The 19,370-nt window shown below is 38.4% G+C and carries 14 protein-coding genes and 1 tRNA gene; 6 read left to right on the forward strand and 9 right to left on the reverse strand.

Annotated elements, in window-relative coordinates; translation table 11 throughout:
- The first annotated feature begins 13 nt into the window (after positions 1 to 13).
- Complete coding sequence (locus JET18_RS04360) at positions 14 to 580, forward strand: cysteine hydrolase family protein (protein ID WP_202090709.1); 567 nt, start codon at positions 14 to 16, stop codon at positions 578 to 580.
- Positions 581 to 2,064: 1,484 nt separating this feature from the next.
- Here the strand turns inward: JET18_RS04360 and JET18_RS04365 are convergent.
- The 3 genes from JET18_RS04365 to JET18_RS04375 form a co-directional block, all read right to left on the reverse strand.
- Positions 2,065 to 2,137, reverse strand: a tRNA-Phe gene (locus tag JET18_RS04365).
- A gap of 107 nt (positions 2,138 to 2,244) precedes the next feature.
- The gene (locus tag JET18_RS04370; protein WP_202089388.1) at positions 2,245 to 4,086 is read right to left on the reverse strand and encodes a lysophospholipid acyltransferase family protein; all 1,842 of its coding nucleotides are present in this window, start codon (positions 4,084 to 4,086) and stop codon (positions 2,245 to 2,247) included.
- Between the two features lie 22 nt (positions 4,087 to 4,108).
- Positions 4,109 to 5,347: an aspartate kinase gene (locus tag JET18_RS04375; protein WP_202089389.1), complete on the reverse strand. Its 1,239-nt coding sequence runs from the start codon at positions 5,345 to 5,347 to the stop codon at positions 4,109 to 4,111.
- A gap of 325 nt (positions 5,348 to 5,672) precedes the next feature.
- Here JET18_RS04375 and fbp point away from each other — a divergent pair, with 325 nt between their 5' ends.
- A complete protein-coding gene (fbp, locus tag JET18_RS04380; protein WP_202089390.1) occupies positions 5,673 to 6,689 on the forward strand; it encodes a class 1 fructose-bisphosphatase in 1,017 nt (338 codons plus the stop codon).
- On the forward strand, positions 6,689 to 7,696 hold the full coding sequence (locus JET18_RS04385) for an o-succinylbenzoate synthase (protein ID WP_202089391.1): 1,008 nt from the start codon (positions 6,689 to 6,691) through the stop codon (positions 7,694 to 7,696). The genes fbp and JET18_RS04385 overlap by 1 nt, the downstream gene beginning before the upstream one ends.
- Positions 7,697 to 7,705: 9 nt before the next feature.
- On the opposite strand, the gene JET18_RS04390 is transcribed toward JET18_RS04385, so the two are convergent.
- Positions 7,706 to 7,849, reverse strand: a complete 144-nt coding sequence (locus JET18_RS04390; protein ID WP_202089392.1) for a hypothetical protein — start codon at positions 7,847 to 7,849, stop codon at positions 7,706 to 7,708.
- A gap of 458 nt (positions 7,850 to 8,307) precedes the next feature.
- The gene (locus tag JET18_RS04395; RefSeq protein ID WP_202089393.1) at positions 8,308 to 9,438 is read right to left on the reverse strand and encodes an alpha/beta hydrolase; all 1,131 of its coding nucleotides are present in this window, start codon (positions 9,436 to 9,438) and stop codon (positions 8,308 to 8,310) included.
- A gap of 153 nt (positions 9,439 to 9,591) precedes the next feature.
- Between JET18_RS04395 and JET18_RS04400 the strand changes: the two genes are divergently transcribed.
- Positions 9,592 to 11,265, forward strand: a complete 1,674-nt coding sequence (locus JET18_RS04400; RefSeq protein ID WP_202089394.1) for a glutamine--tRNA ligase/YqeY domain fusion protein — start codon at positions 9,592 to 9,594, stop codon at positions 11,263 to 11,265.
- Between the two features lie 272 nt (positions 11,266 to 11,537).
- Positions 11,538 to 12,704 (forward strand): MFS transporter, encoded by a 1,167-nt coding sequence (locus tag JET18_RS04405; RefSeq protein WP_202090711.1) that lies wholly within the window; start codon positions 11,538 to 11,540, stop codon positions 12,702 to 12,704.
- A 409-nt stretch (positions 12,705 to 13,113) separates the two neighbouring features.
- Here the strand turns inward: JET18_RS04405 and JET18_RS04410 are convergent, their stop codons facing one another.
- Positions 13,114 to 14,079, reverse strand: a complete 966-nt coding sequence (locus JET18_RS04410) for a YpdA family putative bacillithiol disulfide reductase (RefSeq protein ID WP_202089395.1) — start codon at positions 14,077 to 14,079, stop codon at positions 13,114 to 13,116.
- Positions 14,080 to 14,196: 117 nt separating this feature from the next.
- Here JET18_RS04410 and JET18_RS04415 point away from each other — a divergent pair, with 117 nt between their 5' ends.
- Positions 14,197 to 14,841 carry a hypothetical protein gene (locus JET18_RS04415; protein WP_202089396.1) on the forward strand — a complete coding sequence of 215 codons (645 nt, stop codon included), beginning with the start codon at positions 14,197 to 14,199 and terminating at the stop codon, positions 14,839 to 14,841.
- 189 nt (positions 14,842 to 15,030) lie between these two features.
- Here the strand turns inward: JET18_RS04415 and JET18_RS04420 are convergent, their stop codons facing one another.
- Genes JET18_RS04420 through JET18_RS04430 form a run of 3 tightly spaced genes read right to left on the reverse strand, consistent with a single transcriptional unit; the run spans position 15,031 to position 19,190 of the window.
- Entirely contained in the window at positions 15,031 to 16,365 is a 1,335-nt protein-coding gene (locus JET18_RS04420; RefSeq protein WP_202089397.1) for a glycosyltransferase family 4 protein, read from the reverse strand.
- Positions 16,366 to 16,391: 26 nt separating this feature from the next.
- Complete coding sequence (locus JET18_RS04425) at positions 16,392 to 18,932, reverse strand: YfhO family protein (RefSeq protein ID WP_202089398.1); 2,541 nt, start codon at positions 18,930 to 18,932, stop codon at positions 16,392 to 16,394.
- 30 nt (positions 18,933 to 18,962) lie between these two features.
- Complete coding sequence (locus tag JET18_RS04430; protein WP_202089399.1) at positions 18,963 to 19,190, reverse strand: hypothetical protein; 228 nt, start codon at positions 19,188 to 19,190, stop codon at positions 18,963 to 18,965.
- Positions 19,191 to 19,370: the final 180 nt, after the last annotated feature.

Raw genomic sequence — 19,370 nt, forward strand, 5'->3', positions numbered from 1 at the left:
TAAAGGATAAATGATGAATTTAAGAGACAGCAAACCCGCACTTCTTCTGATAGATATTCAGAAAGGATTTTTAGATGAAAAGTATTGGGGCGGAAGACGGAATAATAAAGATGCAGAAGAGACTAGCGGCATTATATTAAAAAAATGGCGCGAATTGAATTTACCCATTTTCCATATCAGGCACAGTTCCGTGAATCCACAATCAAAACTGCATGAATCTGATCCGGGTTTTCAGTTTAATGACCATGTTCTGCCGCTGGATGATGAACCGGTGATTACAAAAAATGTAAACAGTGCATTTATCGGAACCGATTTGAAAGAAAGAATAGACCGTCTGGGGATAGATACTTTAGTGATCATAGGAATAACCACCAATCACTGTGTTTCAACCACGACAAGGATGGCTGGAAATTTGGGCTATAAAACATATGTCATTTCAGATGCAACCGCTGCATTTGACAGGGTAGGGATCAATGGTGAGAAATATGATGCTGAACTTATCCATTTAACCGCTCTTGCCAATTTAAATGAAGAATTTGCAACGGTCTGGAATTCTGAAAAACTATTAAAGGAATTATAATAAAGAGTGTTCCAAAGCTTTTTGCTTAATTTTTTTCACACAAAGAAAAACAAAGAATTGATTAAATTTCTTTACAGGTAAGATAAACAAAGGCGTTTCACTTATTTCCGAAATACAAAGATTCTCCCCCCTGAACTTTTGTTTCACTCTGTTTCAACAGAAAAGAATTGGTTGAGCTTTGGTATTGTTTTACTTTTATAAATGAAATGCCTTTGTTTATCTTTATAAAAATAGCTTCATTTCAAAAAAACTTTGTTTATCCTTGCGATTATTAAAATGTTTAAAGCAATATCAAAAGTATCACGCAAGGTTCTATTGTAATTCCGCTCATTAAATTTAGTAGAGAAAAAAATCAATCTCCGATTGATTCCACTAAGTGTACACTATAACCGTATGCTTAATCAGTGGCGCAGCCGCCATCTTTGTCTTCCTTAAAATCATCAGGAACCTTCAGGAAAACTTTGCGTTAAAAAAATATAATTATTCTTCTACTAAGCATAAGTAACCTGAAAAACTATTAAAGGAATTGTAATAAAGAGTGTTCCAAAGCTTTTTGCTTAATTTTTTTTCACACAAAGAAAAACAAAGAATTGCTTTAATTTCTTTACAGGTAGGATAAACAAAGGCGTTTCACTTATTTCCGAAATACAAAGATTCTACCTCTGAACTTTGTTTCACTCTGTTTCAAAAGGATAGAATTGATTGAGCTTTGGTATTGTTTTACTTTTATAAATGAAATGCCTTTGTTTACCTTTATAAAAATAGCTTCATTTCAAAAAAACTTTGTTTATCCTTGCGATTATTAAAATGTTTAAAGCAATATCAAAAGTATCACGCAAGGTTCTATTGTAATTCCGCTCATTAAATTTAGCAAAGAAAAAAATCAACCTCCGATTGATTCCACTAAGTGTACACTATAACCGTATGCTTAATCAGTGGCGCAGCCACCATCTTTGCTTTTCTTAAAATCATCAGGAACCTTCAGGAAAACTTTGCGTTGAAAAAAAACATAATTATTCTTCTACTAAACATAAGTAATCTGAAAAACTATTAAAGGAATTATAATGAAGAGTGTTCCAACGCTTTTTTGCTCATTTTTTTTCACACAAAGAAAAACAAAGAATTGATTAAATTTCTTTACAGGTAAGATAAACAAAGGCGTTTCACTTATTTCCGAAATACAAAGATTCTCCCCCTGAACTTTTGTTTCACTCTGTTTCAAAAGGAAAGAATTGGTTGAGCTTTGGTATTGTTTTACTTTTTTAAATGAAATGCCTTTGTTTATCTTTATAAAAATAGCTTCATTTCAAAAAACTTTTGTTTACCCTTGCGATTGTTAAAATTTTTAAAGCAATATAAAAAGTATTTTCTCCCACAGATTTCGCAGATTTGCACAGATGATTGAGAATATTAGTGTTTCTTGTGTTTAAACAGCATCTTTAGTAAAAACAAAAAAACCTCTAAATAAATTAGAGGTTTTCAAGTGGTTTCTCCAGGAATCGAACCAGGGACACATGGATTTTCAATCCATTGCTCTACCAACTGAGCTAAGAAACCATTATATTTTTGTTGACTTACTTCGTTGTTTTAAAGTGATGCAAAAGTAGTAAGTTTTCTTATATGAAGCAAGTATTAACGGGACTTTTTTTCAATAAAAATAAAACTTACTGATTTTCAGCTGAATTATTTTCCTGTTCCTTTCTGATTTGGTCGCTCATCTCTTCAAGTACAGGTTTTATCGTACTTTCCGGAAGATCACTGATCCGGATATACATCAATCCGTCAATCGCATCATTGAAATTCGGATCCACATTAAAAGCAATTACTTTAGCGTTCTGTTTGATGTATTTCTTGATCAGAACAGGCAGTCTCAATTCTGGTTCAAGATCATCAATAATCTTATCCAGCTTATTCAGATCAGACTCCATTTCCTCGAAAAAGATATTCTTATCCCTGTCGCGCAGTTTTACCTTGTATTCATTTCTTGGGGTGATGTACTGTGCCACCGCGGAATCAAAGTAATTCGAGCGCATGAATTCAATCATCAGCGACTTGGAAAATTCAGAAAACTTATTGGAGATACTTACACCTCCCATTAAAAACTTGTGGTCGGAATTTCTTAAGCACACATGAACAATTCCTCTCCATAAAAGGAAAAGCGGAAGCGGCTTCTGCTGATACTCCTCACAGATATAGGCGCGGCCCATTTCGATCACTTTCTTGAAGAACGGGTGAATGTCCTGCTCAAACTCAAACAGAGAGCTTGTATAGAATCCTTTGATGCCGTATTTCTTCATCACATCCTTACCAAGGGCCATTCTGTAAGCTCCGGCAAGCTTCTCGGCACTGCTGTCCCAAAGGAAAAGATGGTGGTAATGCTTGTCATATTCATCCAGGTCGAACGGAAGATTGCTTCCTTCACCTACAGCACGGAATGTGAGCTCTCTTTGGCGCCCGATTTCTCTCATCACAGAAGGAATTTCCTCATAAGTGGTGAAATAAATCTCGTAATTTCCGTTGCTGAACAGCATTTTGTCCGTTCCCTTCAGCCTGCTGATATCTTTTAAGATGTCTTCCTTGGGCGTTTCGTCAATGATATTCTGAACGATATTTTCTTCCTTTAAAAGCGGGAATTTTACCGTTAAATTTTTAAGATTAATGGTTTGGGCTAATGATTTTCTCTTTTCGTAGTAAGATTTCATCATATAGACCTTACGTTTCAGAAATTCTCCGAGTTCTTCAATGGTTTCCATTTCGTCCATCGCCTTTACGGTAATAGGCTTTCCAATTCTGATTCTGATAGGTTTTTCCCTGTCATTCATCATTTCGGCAGGAAGCATCAGGGTTTGTAAGCTTGGATGAAGCTTGGCCACCTGGTAAAAAAGGCGGCTGTTTTTTGCATGGAAATACAACGGAACTACCGGTACTTTAGCCATTCTGATCAGCTTAAGAGCAGGTTTTTCCCAGTCTCTGTCAAGAATTTCTCCGTAAGGATTGTTCTTATTGGATACTTCCCCGGCAGGGAAAATCCCTACGCAGCCTCCTTCCTGAATGTGTTTCAGGGTCTCACGCATTCCTGAAGTACTGCTGTAAGCATCTTTCCTGTTTTCAAAAGGATTCACGGAAATAACGTACGGAGCCATAGGTTTGATCTTTTCCAAAAGGAAATTTCCCATCACCTTAAAATCCGGACGTACCTCCGAAAGGATTTTGCACATTAAAATGCCGTCAATGGCTCCCAGCGGATGGTTTGAAACTAAAATAAACGGTCCTGTTTTGGGAACTTTAGCCAGATCCTCTTCAAAAGCGATATAGCTTAAGTTTCTTTCCCTTACAAATGAGTCGAAAAAGTCTTTGCCTTCCTTGTCCTTTAATTTATCGTATAATCTATTAACTTCATTTATTTTGGCAATGCTCATCACGGCAGATGCAACCGGGTTTTTGAGGAACCCGATTTTGCTTAAGCCGGAAGCTGTGATAAGATCGTTTTTCGAAATTAAACTCATATGTGTTTAGTCGCAGTTAATATTATTGTGTTACCATTTGAACCGTATTCTTGGAAATCTGTTCCAATAATACATTTTTTTCCTGGTAAAATTGGTCAATATGATCCATCTTCGCATTTCTTACTGTGAATAAAGATACATTTTTAACGGCTTTGGTTTTAAATATTTTTTGAAGTTCCTCATTAAGCTCATCCACCTGGTCAAATTTGTCTTCCAGACATAAAGCCAGTGAGATAGCAGAATTCTGCATAAGAGATACCTTGATCTTGTATTTGGAAAGATATCCGAAAATAAGGCTCATATGATCTTCTGCAATGAATGAGAAATCTCTCGTAGAGATCTTTAAAAGAACCTGGTTTTCCTTTAAAATATAAGATTCTTCATGCTGGTTCTTGTCAGAAGCCCCAACTTTAGTTCCTTCTTTGGTAGGATCTACAAAAGATTTTACATAAAAAGGAATGTTTTTCTGTTGTAAAGGCTGTAGTGTTTTCGGGTGAATCACACTCGCTCCGTAATAAGCCATTTCAATAGCTTCCTCATAAGAGATATTGGAAAGAAGAGATACATCACTGAATTTTCTCGGATCTCCGGTCATCACGCCCGGCACATCTTTCCAGATCGTCATGGCATCAGCATTCAGGCAGTAGGCGAAAATAGCCGCAGAATAATCTGAACCCTCTCTTCCTAAAGTTACCGTGAAATTATTATCGTCAGAACCTATGAAGCCCTGCGTTACATAGCAGATCTCCTGATTTAAGGTCGAAATGAATTCCTCTGTTTTTGCCCAGTCTACCGTACCTTCCCTGTAAGAACTGTCCGTTTTGATATAATCTCTCGCATCCAGCCATTGGTTGGTAAACTGAATTTCGTTCAGATATTCACTTAAGATCTTCGTAGAAATCATTTCTCCGCAGCTTACTACCTGATCATACACGAAGCTGTAGTTAGGAGATTTGTTTCTTCTCAGGAAAGAATCGATATCATCAAAAAATACATTGATCTCAGCAAAAACAGCGTGGTTCTCAGGAAACAGACCTTCCGCAATCTCAATGTGTTTTCGTTTTATCTTTTCAATCTCAGTTTGATAGTTATCCTTCTTGAAATAAAGTTCTACAACTTTTTCCAATTCATTAGTCGTCTTGCCCATCGCTGAAATAACCAGCAGACACTTGGCAAAGCCCTGGCTTTGTAAAACCATGGACACATTTTTTACACTTTCGGCATCTTTTACAGATGCTCCACCAAACTTGAAAATTTTCATTAATTTGTTTAAAATAAAATTGTTAGATTAAAAATTACATGAGTTTTTTACGGAGGTCAAAATTATAAATTTACAACGAGATATGAAAGAGTCTGGCGCTTGGAAGGAATTAAGATTTAATTAAAATTGAGACTTGAGACGGATTATCAGAATTTCATTGATTTATTGTCATCAAATGGGGATTAATTATAGAGCAGGAATTTCAGGTGTAGATCAGTATTGGTTCTGTATGATATTGAAAAACAGTGGTTAAGGTCTTTTATGATAAAAGCTTTCTTTCTCCGATAAATTTTCCGAAATTTGGGGAAAACGTAAAAAGAAAAATATGTCAAATCAACCATTACAGACTTTAGGAGAATTTCTTATTGATAAACAGGAAGATTTTCAGTATTCTACCGGGGAATTTTCCCGTCTTCTGAGTGCAATAAGACTGGCTTCAAAAGTGGTAAACAGAGAAGTAAATAAAGCGGGAATTGTAGATATTACGGGGGCTGCAGGGAATCAGAATATTCAGGGAGAAGAGCAGCAGAAACTTGATGTGATTGCCAATGAGATTTTTATTACAGCTTTGTCTCAGAGAGAGGTGGTTTGTGGTATTGCTTCCGAGGAAAATGATGATTTTATTGACATCAAATGCGGCGAAAACGGGCACTTAAGCAAATATGTAGTACTGATTGATCCTCTGGACGGATCTTCCAATATTGATGTGAATGTTTCCGTAGGAACTATTTTCTCTATTTACAGAAGAGTTACAGAGCCGGGAACTCCGGTTCAGCTGGAAGATTTCCTTCAGAAAGGAATCAACCAGATTGCAGCAGGATACGTAATCTACGGTTCTTCCACCATGATTGTTTATACAACAGGAAACGGGGTGAACGGGTTTACATTGGATCCTTCATTAGGAACCTACTATCTTTCCCACCCGAATATGACATTTCCTGCCAGCGGAAAAATTTACTCTATTAACGAAGGAAACTACATCAAATTCCCTCAGGGAGTTAAAAACTACCTGAAATACTGTCAGATGGAAGAAGGCGACCGTCCTTATACTTCAAGATATATCGGTTCTTTAGTAGCGGATTTCCATAGAAATATGCTGAAAGGAGGTATTTATATTTATCCTTCCTATTCACAGGCTCCGAACGGAAAACTGAGACTGCTTTACGAATGTAATCCTATGGCGTTCCTTGCTGAGCAGGCCGGAGGTAAAGCTACAGACGGGTTCAGAAGAATTCTTGAAGTAGAGCCTACCGAGCTTCACCAGAGAATTCCGTTTTTCTGCGGAAGTATCAACATGGTAGAAAAAGCGGAGGAATTTATGCGCATCGACAGTGTAAAGTAATGAAAGCAAAATATTCCAGATATTTATTAGAATTCAAACGCCCGAGTGGAACATCTCGCGGCGTTTTGAATGAAAAAGAGACCTTTATTCTCGAAATAGAAGAACAGGGCCGAAAAGGGATCGGCGAATGCGCTGTTTTCAGAGGTCTGAGCTTTGACGATCGTCCGGATTATGAAGAAAAGCTGAAATGGCTCTGTGAAAATATTGATCTGGACTTCTCTTATTTAAAAGAAGAATTGAAAGATTTTCCATCCATATGGTTTGGTTATGAGCAGGCGCTCCTGAATCTTAAAAATGGGGCTGATCTTTATTTTCCAAGCGAATTTACCGAAGGAAAATCTGCTATTATGATCAATGGACTCATCTGGATGGGCGATATTCATTATATGGAAGAGCAGATCCGGGAAAAGCTTGAACAGGGATTTCACTGCATCAAACTGAAGATTGGTGTTAACTGGGAATCCGAACACAAAATTCTCCAGAAATTAAGAGAAAAATTCTCAAAAGAAGCCTTGGAACTTCGTGTGGATGCCAATGGCGGATTCAGCAGGGAAGAGGCGGAACTTGTCTTACAGCAGCTGGCAGAACTTCATATTCATTCCATTGAACAGCCAGTAAAAGCTGGAAATTGGGCTGATATGGAGGCATTGTGCGCTGGAACACCTACACCAATTGCTTTGGATGAAGAGTTGATCGGAATTACAGATCCTGTTGAGAAAAAGAAACTTTTAGAAACTATTAAGCCTCAGTATATTATTTTAAAACCAGCATTGGTTGGCGGTTTTGCAGGTTCAGATGAATGGATTTCGCTGGCAGAGGAACAGAATATCGGATGGTGGATCACTTCTGCACTGGAAAGCAATATCGGTCTGAATGCCATTGCTCAGTATACCTACACAAAAAAAAGTCCGATGCCGCAGGGTTTGGGCACCGGATCTTTATTTGTAAATAATTTCGAATCCAGTTTAGAACTGAAGAATGAAATGCTCTGGTTTAAAACCTCGTAAGAAGATCAATTAAATTTCAGGGCAGACAGGGTTGTTCATATGCTCATCATCCCATGATCTGCAGCATCTTTTTCTAGGATCCCAGCTGTTGCAGCCAATAGGGATGATACCTCCTTTGATCACTCTTAACTCTGCTTTTTTAAGTTTTTTCATGTTTTTCATAATAAGTTTTAGTTTGATTGGTACAGTAAATATCAATCTCTTTTTTTTATTATGCAAGGATTTAACTTAAATTAACAAATTTCACCTTCAAAGGATTTATGCTTTAATGTAATAAAAATTCTTTTTAGTGAAAAAGATTGTGAAAGATTTAAAATAAAATCATCCTCCAAATGAATTTCTGGAAGATATCTCAAGGTCGCTAATCAATTTAAAGTAGTCTTATGGTCGGATAGTTTTTCTTTTAAATGGTTAATACTCTGAATTAAATTACATCTTTTACAAAAATTGCTTTCTTAATATAATCCAATATATTAGAAAACTTGTTTTTAATTCTTTTCATGATAATGGTATTTCTCTGTTTAATGAAAATTGCAATCTCCATGCCAACTTAAACAGCAGTTTAAAGTTTAACATATGATTAATCTCATGGCGTTTTTTTTAATATAGTGTTAAGAAATAATAGTAAAAGTATATTCGTTATTCTTAGATCTGCCTGTTATTAAGTTCTTATCCACCCCATACAAATTCTGGAAAATATCCTTTTGTACCATGGAGCTGGAAAGGTATCCCCAATGATTTCCCACTTCATATTTAAAGCTGTTCAGAACATCATCTTCCGCAAGAGTACAATCAATCACAGACACAATATCTTTGAACTTTTCAATGTCACCGGGCCCGTTTTTCCCTAATCTCGGCGTGAGGATATTTTTGGTGAATTGTGAAATGCCCAGAATGGTATCTTTTCTGTTTAAATAAATAGAAACCCGGTTGGCCAGCAACGGAAGCTTATTGAATGAATCTTCCGAATCCTCAAATACCTTGTACGTGACATCTGCATTTAAAAGCAGCACCTGGTCAATGACCCGCAGGATGTTTTCTCTTTTAAGACTGTAGAGCATACTTTGAAGAACCCGGTTTCCCATAGAATGCGCCATCAGATGTATTCTCTGGTTGCAGGGAGCGAGATCGCGGTTTGAAAAAATATCCTTTAAAAACTGGGTGTAAAAATAAAACAGGCGCATCAGCGATGATCCGGAATTGATACTGGAAGCCTTATCATCGAAATAGGTAAGAGGAACAATACTGCTGGAGGCCGGCCAGCTTACAAAAAGGATATGTTCAACGGGCGAGGCCGGATTATCAATAAACAGTTTCTTAAGGTCAATGATTGCTTTTAATTCATCGTCAAAATCATAGGCATAACCGTGGATAAAGATCAGAACATCACTTCTGTCTTTGGTAGAAGACATATTTTTATAAAGTTCATAGAAAAGTCTCTGGGTACCGCCGAGGTTGTTTGCGGTCAGTGTTGATGTTTTAATTCCCTTTTCACTTTGAAGAACTTCCAGAACGTCTTCATAGCCCTGTTTTTCGGGTTCGGAGAATAATTTATAGTTTAAAATATTGCGGTTGGTGTAATCTTTCTTCTTTTTGGCTGCCGCAGCAGGCTCTTTGTAAGTGTCAAAATCACATTTTGCGATCCGGAAATTGGGAATAGAGTATTCATCATTGGAAAATGAATCTGCTTTTTCGCCCTTATGGCGGACGATCTTACGATTGCTTAGGATATAAACAGCCATAGACGGTAATTTTGGAGATGGTACTTAGTTTTATCTAAATTAATGAAAAATATTGAATTAACATCATTTCAGCTCTTCAATTATCATTTCCGTAAGCCCCAAATTTTCCGTAACTTTGTGCAACTTTTTTTGTACAAAACAAAAGCTAATTTAATGGAAGAAGAAAAAAAATCACTCAATTTTATTGAGCAAATTATTGAAGATGATATGGCAAACGGTCTGAAAAAAGATCAGATCCGTTTCCGTTTTCCCCCTGAACCGAATGGATATCTGCATATTGGCCACACAAAAGCCATCTGCATCAACTTTGGTCTGGGTGAAAAATACAACGCTCCTGTAAACCTTCGTTTCGACGATACGAACCCTGAAAAAGAAGAACAGGAATTCGTAGATTCTATCAAGAAAGACGTTGAATGGTTAGGTTTCAAATGGGACAAAGAGCTGTATGCATCTGACTACTTCCAGCAGCTTTACGAATGGGCCGTACAGATGATCAAAGAAGGAAAAGCTTATGTAGATGAGCAGCCGTCTGAAGTGATCACAGAGCAGAGAAAAAATCCTGCAGAACCGGGAATAGAGTCACCGTACAGAAACCGTCCGGTAGAAGAATCTCTTGACCTGTTCGAAAGAATGAAGAATGGTGAATTTGAAGAAGGGGCTATGTCTCTTCGTGCTCAGATCGATATGGTTTCCCCGAATATGAATTTGCGTGACCCTGTGATGTACAGAATCCTTAAAAGACCTCACCACAGAACAGGTACTGCATGGAAAATTTATCCGATGTACGATTGGGCACATGGAGAATCCGATTATCTGGAACAAGTGTCACACTCATTATGTTCATTGGAATTTGAAAACCACAGACCACTTTATAACTGGTATCTGGAGCAGGTTTACGACGAATCCAAAGTAGCGCCTAAGCAGAGAGAATTTGCCAGAATGAACGTTTCTTATATGATCACTTCCAAAAGAAAGCTTCAGAGACTTGTTGCTGAAAAAGCGGTAACAGGCTGGGATGATCCGAGAATGCCTACTATTTCCGGAATGAGAAGAAAAGGTTTCACACCGGCTTCCATCAAGAACTTTATTGAGAAAGTAGGGGTGGCGAAAAGAGAGAACCTTATCGAGATCCAGCTGCTTGATTTCTGTGTACGTGAAGACCTGAACAAAGTGGCAAAACGTGTGATGGCTGTTGTAGATCCGGTAAAACTTGTCATTGAAAATTATCCTGAAGGTAAGGAAGAGTGGCTTGAAACGGAAAACAACCCGGAACAGGAAAATGCGGGAACAAGAGAAGTTCCTTTCTCCAGAGAATTATATATTGAAAGAGAAGATTTCAAAGAAGAGGCTAATAATAAGTTCTTCAGACTTAAATTAGGCGGAGAAGTCCGTTTAAAATCTGCTTATATCATTAAAGCGGAAAGAGTAGAGAAGGACGAAAACGGTGAGATCACTACGATCTATGCCAGCTACGATGAAAAGAGCAAGTCCGGAAGCGGAACCGAGGAAAGCTTAAGAAAAGTAAAAGGTACGCTGCATTGGGTATCTGCTGCTCATGCAATCCCGGTAGATGTAAGAATCTATGAAAAGCTTTTCACTGTAGAGCAGCCTGATGCTGAGAAAGATGTGGATTTCTTAAACTTCATCAATCCGGAATCTGTAACGACTATCAAAGCATTTGCTGAACCTGCCCTGAAAGATGTGGCAGTAGGAGAGCCGCTTCAGTTCCAGAGAATAGGCTACTTTACGAAAGATCAGGATTCTACGGATTCCAATCTGGTATTCAATCGCACTGTAACGTTGAAAGATTCTTTCAAACCGGAATAATCTTGAAACATGATCCATATAGGAGCAGGGCTTTTTATAAGTCCTGCTTTTTTATTTTACAATCAAATGAAAATTGACCGGATTAATTCCCTTTCAAGGGTTATATTCCGGTCTCTATTAAAATGATTGATAAAAAAAGTTCCTTTTAAAGGGGCTTCTGAGCCAATTTGTCTAATTTTGTACTTTACTCACTTTCTCCCAAAAAAATAATTATTGTGAAACTTATTAGCGTATATACGGGTTCTTTTAAAGGACTCTCAGAAGAGAGCTGGATGTTGGCGTTGGTTATGCTGATTAACCGTGCGGGTTCTATGGTGCTCCCTTTTTTGGGTGTATACATGACGGCCCACCTTCATTTCAGTATTGAAAACTCAGGAATTGTTTTGAGCTTTTTTGGTATTGGGTCTGTATTGGGCTCATGGCTGGGAGGACTGATCACAGATAAAATCGGAGAATACCGTGTCCAGAGTCTGAGTCTGCTGCTGAGCGTACCGTTATTTTGTCTGATTCCGCTTTTTAAAACAGAGGTGGGACTGGCTGCAATTATCCTGATTCAGAGTATTGTGAGTGAAACCTTCCGTCCTGCCAACTCTGTGGCGATCACTAAATATGCAAGACCTGAAAATATCACCAGAGCTTTTTCATTAAACAGAATGGCGGTGAACCTGGGATTTTCCATAGGTCCGGCATTGGGAGGAATCTTATCTGCTATTTCGTATGAATTCTTGTTTTTCTCGAATGCTCTGGCTGCCTTGTTGGCGGGATTAATGTACATCCGGTTTTTCAGAAAAAGAAATAAGCTGGCTACCTTGAAATCAAGGAAAACAAAAGAAGCAGCTCCGGTAAAAAAGGAAAATTCGCCTTACCGTGACGGAAAATTTCTTATCTACAGTTTCATTTGTATGCTGTTCGCGATATGCTTTTTCCAGCTATTCAGCACACTGACCATCTTTTATAAGGATACAGCGCATTTAAGCCAGCAGAGTATCGGTTATATCCTTGGCTACAGCGGCTTCCTGATTGTTTTGCTGGAGATGGGTTTTGTACAGATTGCAGAAAAATATTTCAATCTGGCATTTACGCTCTTCATTGGAACTTTATTATGCGGCGTTTCTTACGCTATGCTCGCATTTGATTATTCCATCCTTACGCTTGTGGTTTCTATGACCCTGCTGTGCATCGGTGAGATCTGGACTCTTCCGTTTATGTCAACTATAACTGCCCTGCGTTCGGGAGAAAACAATAAAGGTGCCTATATGGGACTGAACGGGATCGCCATTGCCATTGCCTTTATCATTACTCCTTATGTAGGAACTATGACGGCAGATAAGCTAGGCTTCAATACGCTTTGGATAGGAACCGGGCTTCTGGCGATAGGTATTGCCGCCGGGTTTTATTTTGTGATTCCGTGGATGCTTAAGAAGAAAGCGGGAGAGTAGAGGATGAGGGGTTTTTGAGTTGGAGAGTTTGAGAGTTTTAGGGGTTTTGGATGGAAGAGGGAAGCTTGAAGATGGAGGTTATTGAAGTCTGTAAAACTTCTTTTCTGAAACCAGGTACCATATCTGACATCTCATATCTGAATCCAGTATCTAAATCTGCTCAATCTGCGCGATGAAAAAATCTCCCGCAGATTGAGCAGATCAAGCGGATCTTTATAATGAAGCTAGAATTTTCCGGACAAATATTTTCAATCAATTTTATCGGAGATAAAATCCTTGCGCCTTAAAACGTATTATTTTAAGATTATCTTGCGCCTTCGCGATGTTCCAACTTTAACGTTAAATATAACCGTCTAAGCGGCAGAATATTCAGTCTGAAATCTGACGTCTGCTATCTGAAATCTAAATTCTAAATTCCAGCAACAATATTCCTCACAATCATCTCCGCATGAATACGCGAGTTTTCTATAAACCACAGATGTGTATCCTTTCCGCCACAAACGACTCCGGCCAGATACAGATTCGGGACATTCGTTTCCATGGTTTCAGGATGATAAAGCGGATTCAGACAGTCGCCTTGCAGTTCTATTCCGGAATTTCTTAAAAACCCGAAGTCCGGAAGATAGCCGGTCAGTGCGAGTACAAAATCATTTTCAATCTCAACAGACTGTCCGTTTTCGTCTTTAAAAATAACGGTATTTTCCGTGATTTCTGCAATTTCAGAATTGAAATAAGCTTTAATGCTTCCTTCTGCAATTCTGTTCTCAATATCCGGTTTTACCCAGTATTTCACACTTTTTGAAATTTCAGAGTGGCGGATGATCATCGTTACATCAGCTCCTTTTCTGTACGTTTCAAGGGCTGCATCCACGGCTGAATTGCTTGAACCTACCACCACAACTTTCTGCTTTGCATAAGGATAAGGTTCTGTATAATAATGTTTTACTTTTGGAAGGTCTTCTCCCGGAATGTTCATCAGGTTGGGGATGTCGTAGAATCCGGTGGAAATCACAACATTTTTAGCTTTATAGGTTGATTTTGAAGTTTCAATATCAAAAATATCTCCTGTTTTAGAAACTTTCAGCACTTTTTCATAGAGATTGATATTAATTTCCCTTTGTCTTGCAATTCCCTGATAATATTCCAGAGCTTCCTGACGTCCGGGCTTAGGAGCGGTGGAGATAAAAGGAATGCCATCTATCTCAAGCTTTTCTGCGGTAGAGAAAAAGCGCATATATAAAGGATAATGATATAAAGAATTGACAATAGTTCCTTTTTCTATGATCAGATAAGTCAGATTATTTTTTTTAGCTTCAAGAGCACAATTAAGACCGATAGGCCCGCCTCCGATAATAAGGATGTCTAAAATTTCCATAGCACAAATTTACTTAAAACCACGGTATTAAGCATAAAGCGGCCAACAGAATTGATCTATTGAAACGATGGTATTGGCACCAGTTTTGGTGTTTCCTTGGCATTAAAAAATTGAAAAATGAAAAACCTGATCATTCCAATATTGGTATTGTCTTTGTTGACGGCCTGTAAGAAAAATCCTGAAAAACCGGTTCCCAATGTCATAGATTCCATGGCTCAGGCGAAGGAAAAAAATTTGGAGGCAGCAGAGCAGAAAAAGAAAACGGATGAGGTGGCTGTAAAAAAAGCTAATGATGATATTCTGCTGGCTTTAAAAAATAAAGATTACAAAACATTTACATCATTTATCCATCCCGAAAAAGGAATCAGTTTTTCCATGTACGGATTTGTGAATCCAAAAGAAGATCTGCATTTTTCCAAAGCTGATTTTGAAAAGAACCAGCCTTTGAAAACAGCATTTACCTGGGGCGCGATGGATGGTTCCGGAGATCCATACAAGACAACGATCAATGATTATCTTGGAAAGTGGGTTTTCTCTAAAGATTTTACAGTATCGCAATACTCATTGAATAAATTCCAGGCTGGTGGAAACTCACTGAATAATTTAAAGGAAATATATCCCGGAAAAGATTTCACGGAAAACTATATAAAAGGAACCGGAAAAAACGGTGAAATGGACTGGAAAACTATCCGTTTTGTCTTTGAGGAATTCCAGGGAAAGCAATATTTGATCGCTGTTGTGAATGATCAATGGACGATTTAAGAAATTAAATCAAGCCAGATTATAATAAGAATGCTTCGACTCTGCTCAGCATACCCTTTCTCAACTTTACAATAATGTATTAGAGAGGTCATGCTGAGCATAAATTGAAAATTTACGAACGTAGTTCACGAAGCATTTATTTTATTTCATCCTTGTCAAGATTCTAAATCCTGACAAGGATTTTCTAGGTTAACCTAAAATCTCAGCCAGCTTTTTCGTCAGATTTCTTCTTGAAAACTGATCAATATTCTGAGTATTGGCAACAGTACTTCCATCTTTCCACAACTCAAATTTTTCCAGAATAAAATCTTTTACCGCTTTGGCATCTTCATATCTGAAATGTTTTCCTGCATTTGTCTCGGCTAAAATCCTTGAAACATCAGCTTCATCGGGACCGAAAGAAATAATCTGCTTTCCGGTTGCCAGATATTCAAAAATTTTCCCAGGAATAATCCCTTTTGAAGAAGTGCTCGGGAAGTTGGTGATGAGCAGAAGATCTGAACCTGTCATTTCTTCCACGGCTTTATCATGGGAAATATACCCAAGATTCAGGATATGTTTTTTCAGATTTGAACTTTCAATAGACTGAAGGATTTTATCATCCACTCTTCCTGCAAATTTCAGGGTAAAGTGGTCTGCAAATTCTTTATTTTCCCTAACCAGTTCATCCAGTACTTTCCAAAGGTTTTCAGGATTCCGGAGCTGCTCCAGGACCCCGATGTAGCTAAGGGTGAAAGATTGGTTAATTTGCTGATCTGATGATTTGCTGATTGGTCCATCCGTCGTTTCATCTGTCATGCTGAGCGGAGCCGAAGCATCACTTTCATCAAAACCATTCGTAATGCAAACTGCATTGGCACCTGCTTTCCTGAAATTTTCTGCATCCGTATAGCTGGTGGCCAGGGTAATATCTGCATTTTTAAAAACAGCACTTTCAAGCTGACGGTGTTTCCTGTCAGAACTTTTGGTGAGTTTTAGATGTTTGTAATAAGAAATCTCGGTCCATGGGTCACGGAAGTCCGCAATCCATTTCAGGTCGGGGAATTTATTTTTAAGTCCAAGGCCGATCATGTGAAGAGAGTGGGGCGGACCGGAAGTCACCACCACATCTATTTTATTTTCTTTCAGGTACTGCTCTAAGAATTTAATGGAAGGTTTTACCCAAAATACCCTGGCATCAGGAATGAAAAAGTTTCCCCTTACCCAGATGGAAAGTCTGGATTTCCAGCTTTGGTTTTTACCGACATCAAATTGTCCTGCTTTGAATTTTTTATTGCTTTTATTCAGCTTTTCTGCCAGCTGGTAAGGTTCCCATATTTTGGTCTTTACCATTTCTATATTCCGGGGAACCTCGTTTAAAAGACTTTCATCAAGCAAAGGATAGCTTGGATTTTCAGGGGTGTAGATCACGGGATTCCAGCCGGAATCAGGCAGATATTTTGCAAACTTCAGCCATCTTTGAACACCAGGACCTCCCGCAGGAGGCCAGTAATAGGTGATGATCAGTATTTTTTTTTGTTCCATTAACCTTGAACAATAAACTTTAAACGTTAAACAGTCTGTTCAGCCAACTGTTCTTTTTTCTTATTCTTATTCATCCAGAAAATCCCGAATGCACTCAGCGCGATAAACAATCCGAAGCAGAAGAGGGATAACCATTTTCCTTTTTGGATCACTTCTGGTTCAAAGACCATTCTGATGTGATGATTTCCTGCAGGAACATGTACTGCACGAAGAAGATAATCCGCTTTGATATAAGGAACCTCTTTTTCATCTACGAACATTTTCCAGCCGTGAGGGTAATAAATTTCAGAAAATACGGCCAGCTGAGGGGTTTTAGACTGAGATTTAAATTCCAGTTCATTAGGCTGATACTTTGTTAAATTAATAAATGCCTCAGAATCTGTCTGAACCGGTTTGTTAGTGAAATATGACTTGTCTGATGAAGCGATAACCGCTGTCTTCTTACTGTCAATTACCCCGATAGATTTAATTTCTTCATCCGGCGTATTCACGAATTTAAGGTCGCTTACAAACCATGCATTTCCGTTGGCTTTCGGATTCGGCATAGCCTGAGGTTTTTCAGGTCCTCCCACTACCCAGTATTTGGCGTTAAGAAGGTTAAGGACATTCGGTACTTTCACAGAATCCATGGTCTGGAAATATTCATTGATCACGTCATCATATCTTCTCAGTTTTACGGCATGATAACCTCCGATGGACGATTTGAAATAAGACGTATTGGTCTCGCTGAATGTTCCTAAAATATTATTGAAAACCCTGTAATGCGTCTTATCTTTCTCAGCAAGGGTTTCAAGGGTTTTATTAACGTTTACATTGGCTAAAATAGATTCCAGGTTCGGATTTCCTTCTACTTTCTCTGCCAGAAGATCTGAGCTTTCCGTCTGGAACGGATTTTCAGCGAAAACTTTGTCTACATAATTGGTATCATTCAGATAACGTTTGTTGACTGTCCAAAGATCAAATAAACTCACGGCTCCAATGATGATCAGAGCAATATTCTGGCTCAGTTTCTTCTTCATGGTCATGAAAAGAACGGCAGCCGTTATCCCAACGTAGATCAATGCCTTGATGGCATCAATTCTGAATAATTTAAATCTTTCCTCAGCAAGATAATCCAACAGGAATGGCGGGAAATAGGTCTTTTCGCTATCGGTATAAAAACCAAGCAGTGATTTTCCGAAAAGCAGAAGGATCAGTAAAAGTCCTAAAGTTCCTCCGCTTACATACATAAGGATTTTCTTTTTGTATTCTTCGGTCAGTTTTTCATCAGTAAAGAATCTGTAGATCCCGATCACAGCAATTAACGGGAATAATAGTTCCACTACCACCAATATAGAAGAAGGGGCTCTGAATTTGCTGTAAAAAGGAACATAATCAATGAAGAGATCAGACAGCGGCATAAAGTTGCTTCCCCATGCCAGCAAAACGGTCAGAATGGAAGCGCCCAGAATCCAGTAACGGTATTTTTTCCAGGCAAAGAAAAATCCTAATAACGCAAGGAAACATACTACAGCACCCTGATAGGCAGGACCGGATGTTCCGGGTTGGTCTCCCCAATAGGTTACTCCATTGAATCCTTTTGAAATTCTGTCCATTTCAGCCTGTGAACCTACGTTTTCCTGGATAAGTTCCTGCACCCTGTTCATCATTTCTTTGGCTTCCGGTTCCTGGCTTCCGCCACCCATCAGTCTTGGAATGAAAAGGTTCAGCGTTTCCAGTTTTCCATAGCTCCACATCAGAATGCTGGTTTTATCCATTCCTGATTTTCCTGAAGTATGGCTGTCATTCGTCAGAATCTGCTTTCCACGTACGGTTTCTTTGATGTATTCGGAATTGGCCATGATCCTTTGAGAGTTCATTCCAACACCGATTGCGCATGAAGCGGCAATAATTCCTGATGAAATAAGAAAATGCTTCATCGGAATTTTTTTCTGGATCGCTCTTACCAGCTCGGACAGGAATAAAAATCCTAAGGCAAGGAAAAGGTAATACGTCATCTGCGGGTGGTTCGCTGCAATCTGAAGCCCCATAAAGAGGGTAGTGGCAATGAATCCCCAGATATACTGTTTCCTTATATAAACCAATATAATTCCGGCTAAAAGCGGTGCAAAATATTCTATCGTATTGACCTTACCATTATGGCCGGCCGCAATAATAATATAAAAATAGGTGGATAAACCGAAGAAAGTAGCGCCCAGTAAAGCGTATTTCCAGTTTCTGACGGTTACCATTCCAAGGAAGAAGAATCCTGCAAACAGCAGGAACAGATAATTCACCGGTCTTGGCAGGAAATTCAGGTTTCTGTCTATCTGCTTGATGATGTCGCCTTTGAACTGGCTTCCCATCTGATAAGTAGGCATCCCGCCAAACATGGAATCACTCCAGTAGGTTTCATTTCCGGTATCGGCTCTGTAGTCCAGGAGTTCTTTTGCGCCTCCTCTGTACTGTACGATATCATGCTGAAAAAGTTGTTTCCCTGAAAAAACAGGAGTGGAGTATAAAAATGCTAAAACTATAAATACAACTAATGAAATTGCAATATAAATTAAGTTTTTATTTTTAGCCATGCTGGTTATTATCTTTTATTTCTTGGAATTTTACCTTTTGTTGTTACTTTCTTTTACCTCTTCATAGTCAACTGTTTCCGCATCCCAGTTGAGGTTCTGTTTATTCTTGCTTGCATTGTGAAGATCCTGCTGCCCGTTATTGTTCTTATGGTTATTGAATCTGTAGCTGTAAAAAGTTTTAAAGAAAACCCTTTTCAGAATATTCCACACAAAGAAAATAATAATGGCTGCGAGTACTAATTCAAGAATGTACTTCATAATTTCTAATTTAAATTAAAAGCTTTTTAAAGTGTGTTTCACTGTTAAGAGTTGCTGGTTGTCAGTTGCTGGTTATTTGTGAATTTATAATATTCATCAAACACTAAAACTCTCTAACCCTAAAACGCTCTCACTCTCCAACTCTCCAGCTCCCAAACACACTCTAAAACTCCGTTATTT

The organism is Chryseobacterium endalhagicum (genome assembly GCF_016745235.1).
GTDB classification, from domain to species: domain Bacteria; phylum Bacteroidota; class Bacteroidia; order Flavobacteriales; family Weeksellaceae; genus Chryseobacterium; species Chryseobacterium endalhagicum.

What these genes read in the sequence shown, in the direction of transcription:
- JET18_RS04360 (WP_202090709.1), top strand. Translation starts at nt 14, where the DNA reads ATGAATTTAAGAGACAGCAAACCCGCACTTCTTCTGATAGATATTCAG.
- JET18_RS04370 (WP_202089388.1), bottom strand. Translation starts at nt 4,086, where the DNA reads ATGAGTTTAATTTCGAAAAACGATCTTATCACAGCTTCCGGCTTAAGC.
- JET18_RS04375 (WP_202089389.1), bottom strand. Translation starts at nt 5,347, where the DNA reads ATGAAAATTTTCAAGTTTGGTGGAGCATCTGTAAAAGATGCCGAAAGT.
- fbp (WP_202089390.1), top strand. Translation starts at nt 5,673, where the DNA reads ATGTCAAATCAACCATTACAGACTTTAGGAGAATTTCTTATTGATAAA.
- JET18_RS04385 (WP_202089391.1), top strand. Translation starts at nt 6,689, where the DNA reads ATGAAAGCAAAATATTCCAGATATTTATTAGAATTCAAACGCCCGAGT.
- JET18_RS04390 (WP_202089392.1), bottom strand. Translation starts at nt 7,849, where the DNA reads ATGAAAAAACTTAAAAAAGCAGAGTTAAGAGTGATCAAAGGAGGTATC.
- JET18_RS04395 (WP_202089393.1), bottom strand. Translation starts at nt 9,438, where the DNA reads ATGGCTGTTTATATCCTAAGCAATCGTAAGATCGTCCGCCATAAGGGC.
- JET18_RS04400 (WP_202089394.1), top strand. Translation starts at nt 9,592, where the DNA reads ATGGAAGAAGAAAAAAAATCACTCAATTTTATTGAGCAAATTATTGAA.
- JET18_RS04405 (WP_202090711.1), top strand. Translation starts at nt 11,538, where the DNA reads ATGTTGGCGTTGGTTATGCTGATTAACCGTGCGGGTTCTATGGTGCTC.
- JET18_RS04410 (WP_202089395.1), bottom strand. Translation starts at nt 14,079, where the DNA reads ATGGAAATTTTAGACATCCTTATTATCGGAGGCGGGCCTATCGGTCTT.
- JET18_RS04415 (WP_202089396.1), top strand. Translation starts at nt 14,197, where the DNA reads ATGAAAAACCTGATCATTCCAATATTGGTATTGTCTTTGTTGACGGCC.
- JET18_RS04420 (WP_202089397.1), bottom strand. Translation starts at nt 16,365, where the DNA reads ATGGAACAAAAAAAAATACTGATCATCACCTATTACTGGCCTCCTGCG.
- JET18_RS04425 (WP_202089398.1), bottom strand. Translation starts at nt 18,932, where the DNA reads ATGGCTAAAAATAAAAACTTAATTTATATTGCAATTTCATTAGTTGTA.
- JET18_RS04430 (WP_202089399.1), bottom strand. Translation starts at nt 19,190, where the DNA reads ATGAAGTACATTCTTGAATTAGTACTCGCAGCCATTATTATTTTCTTT.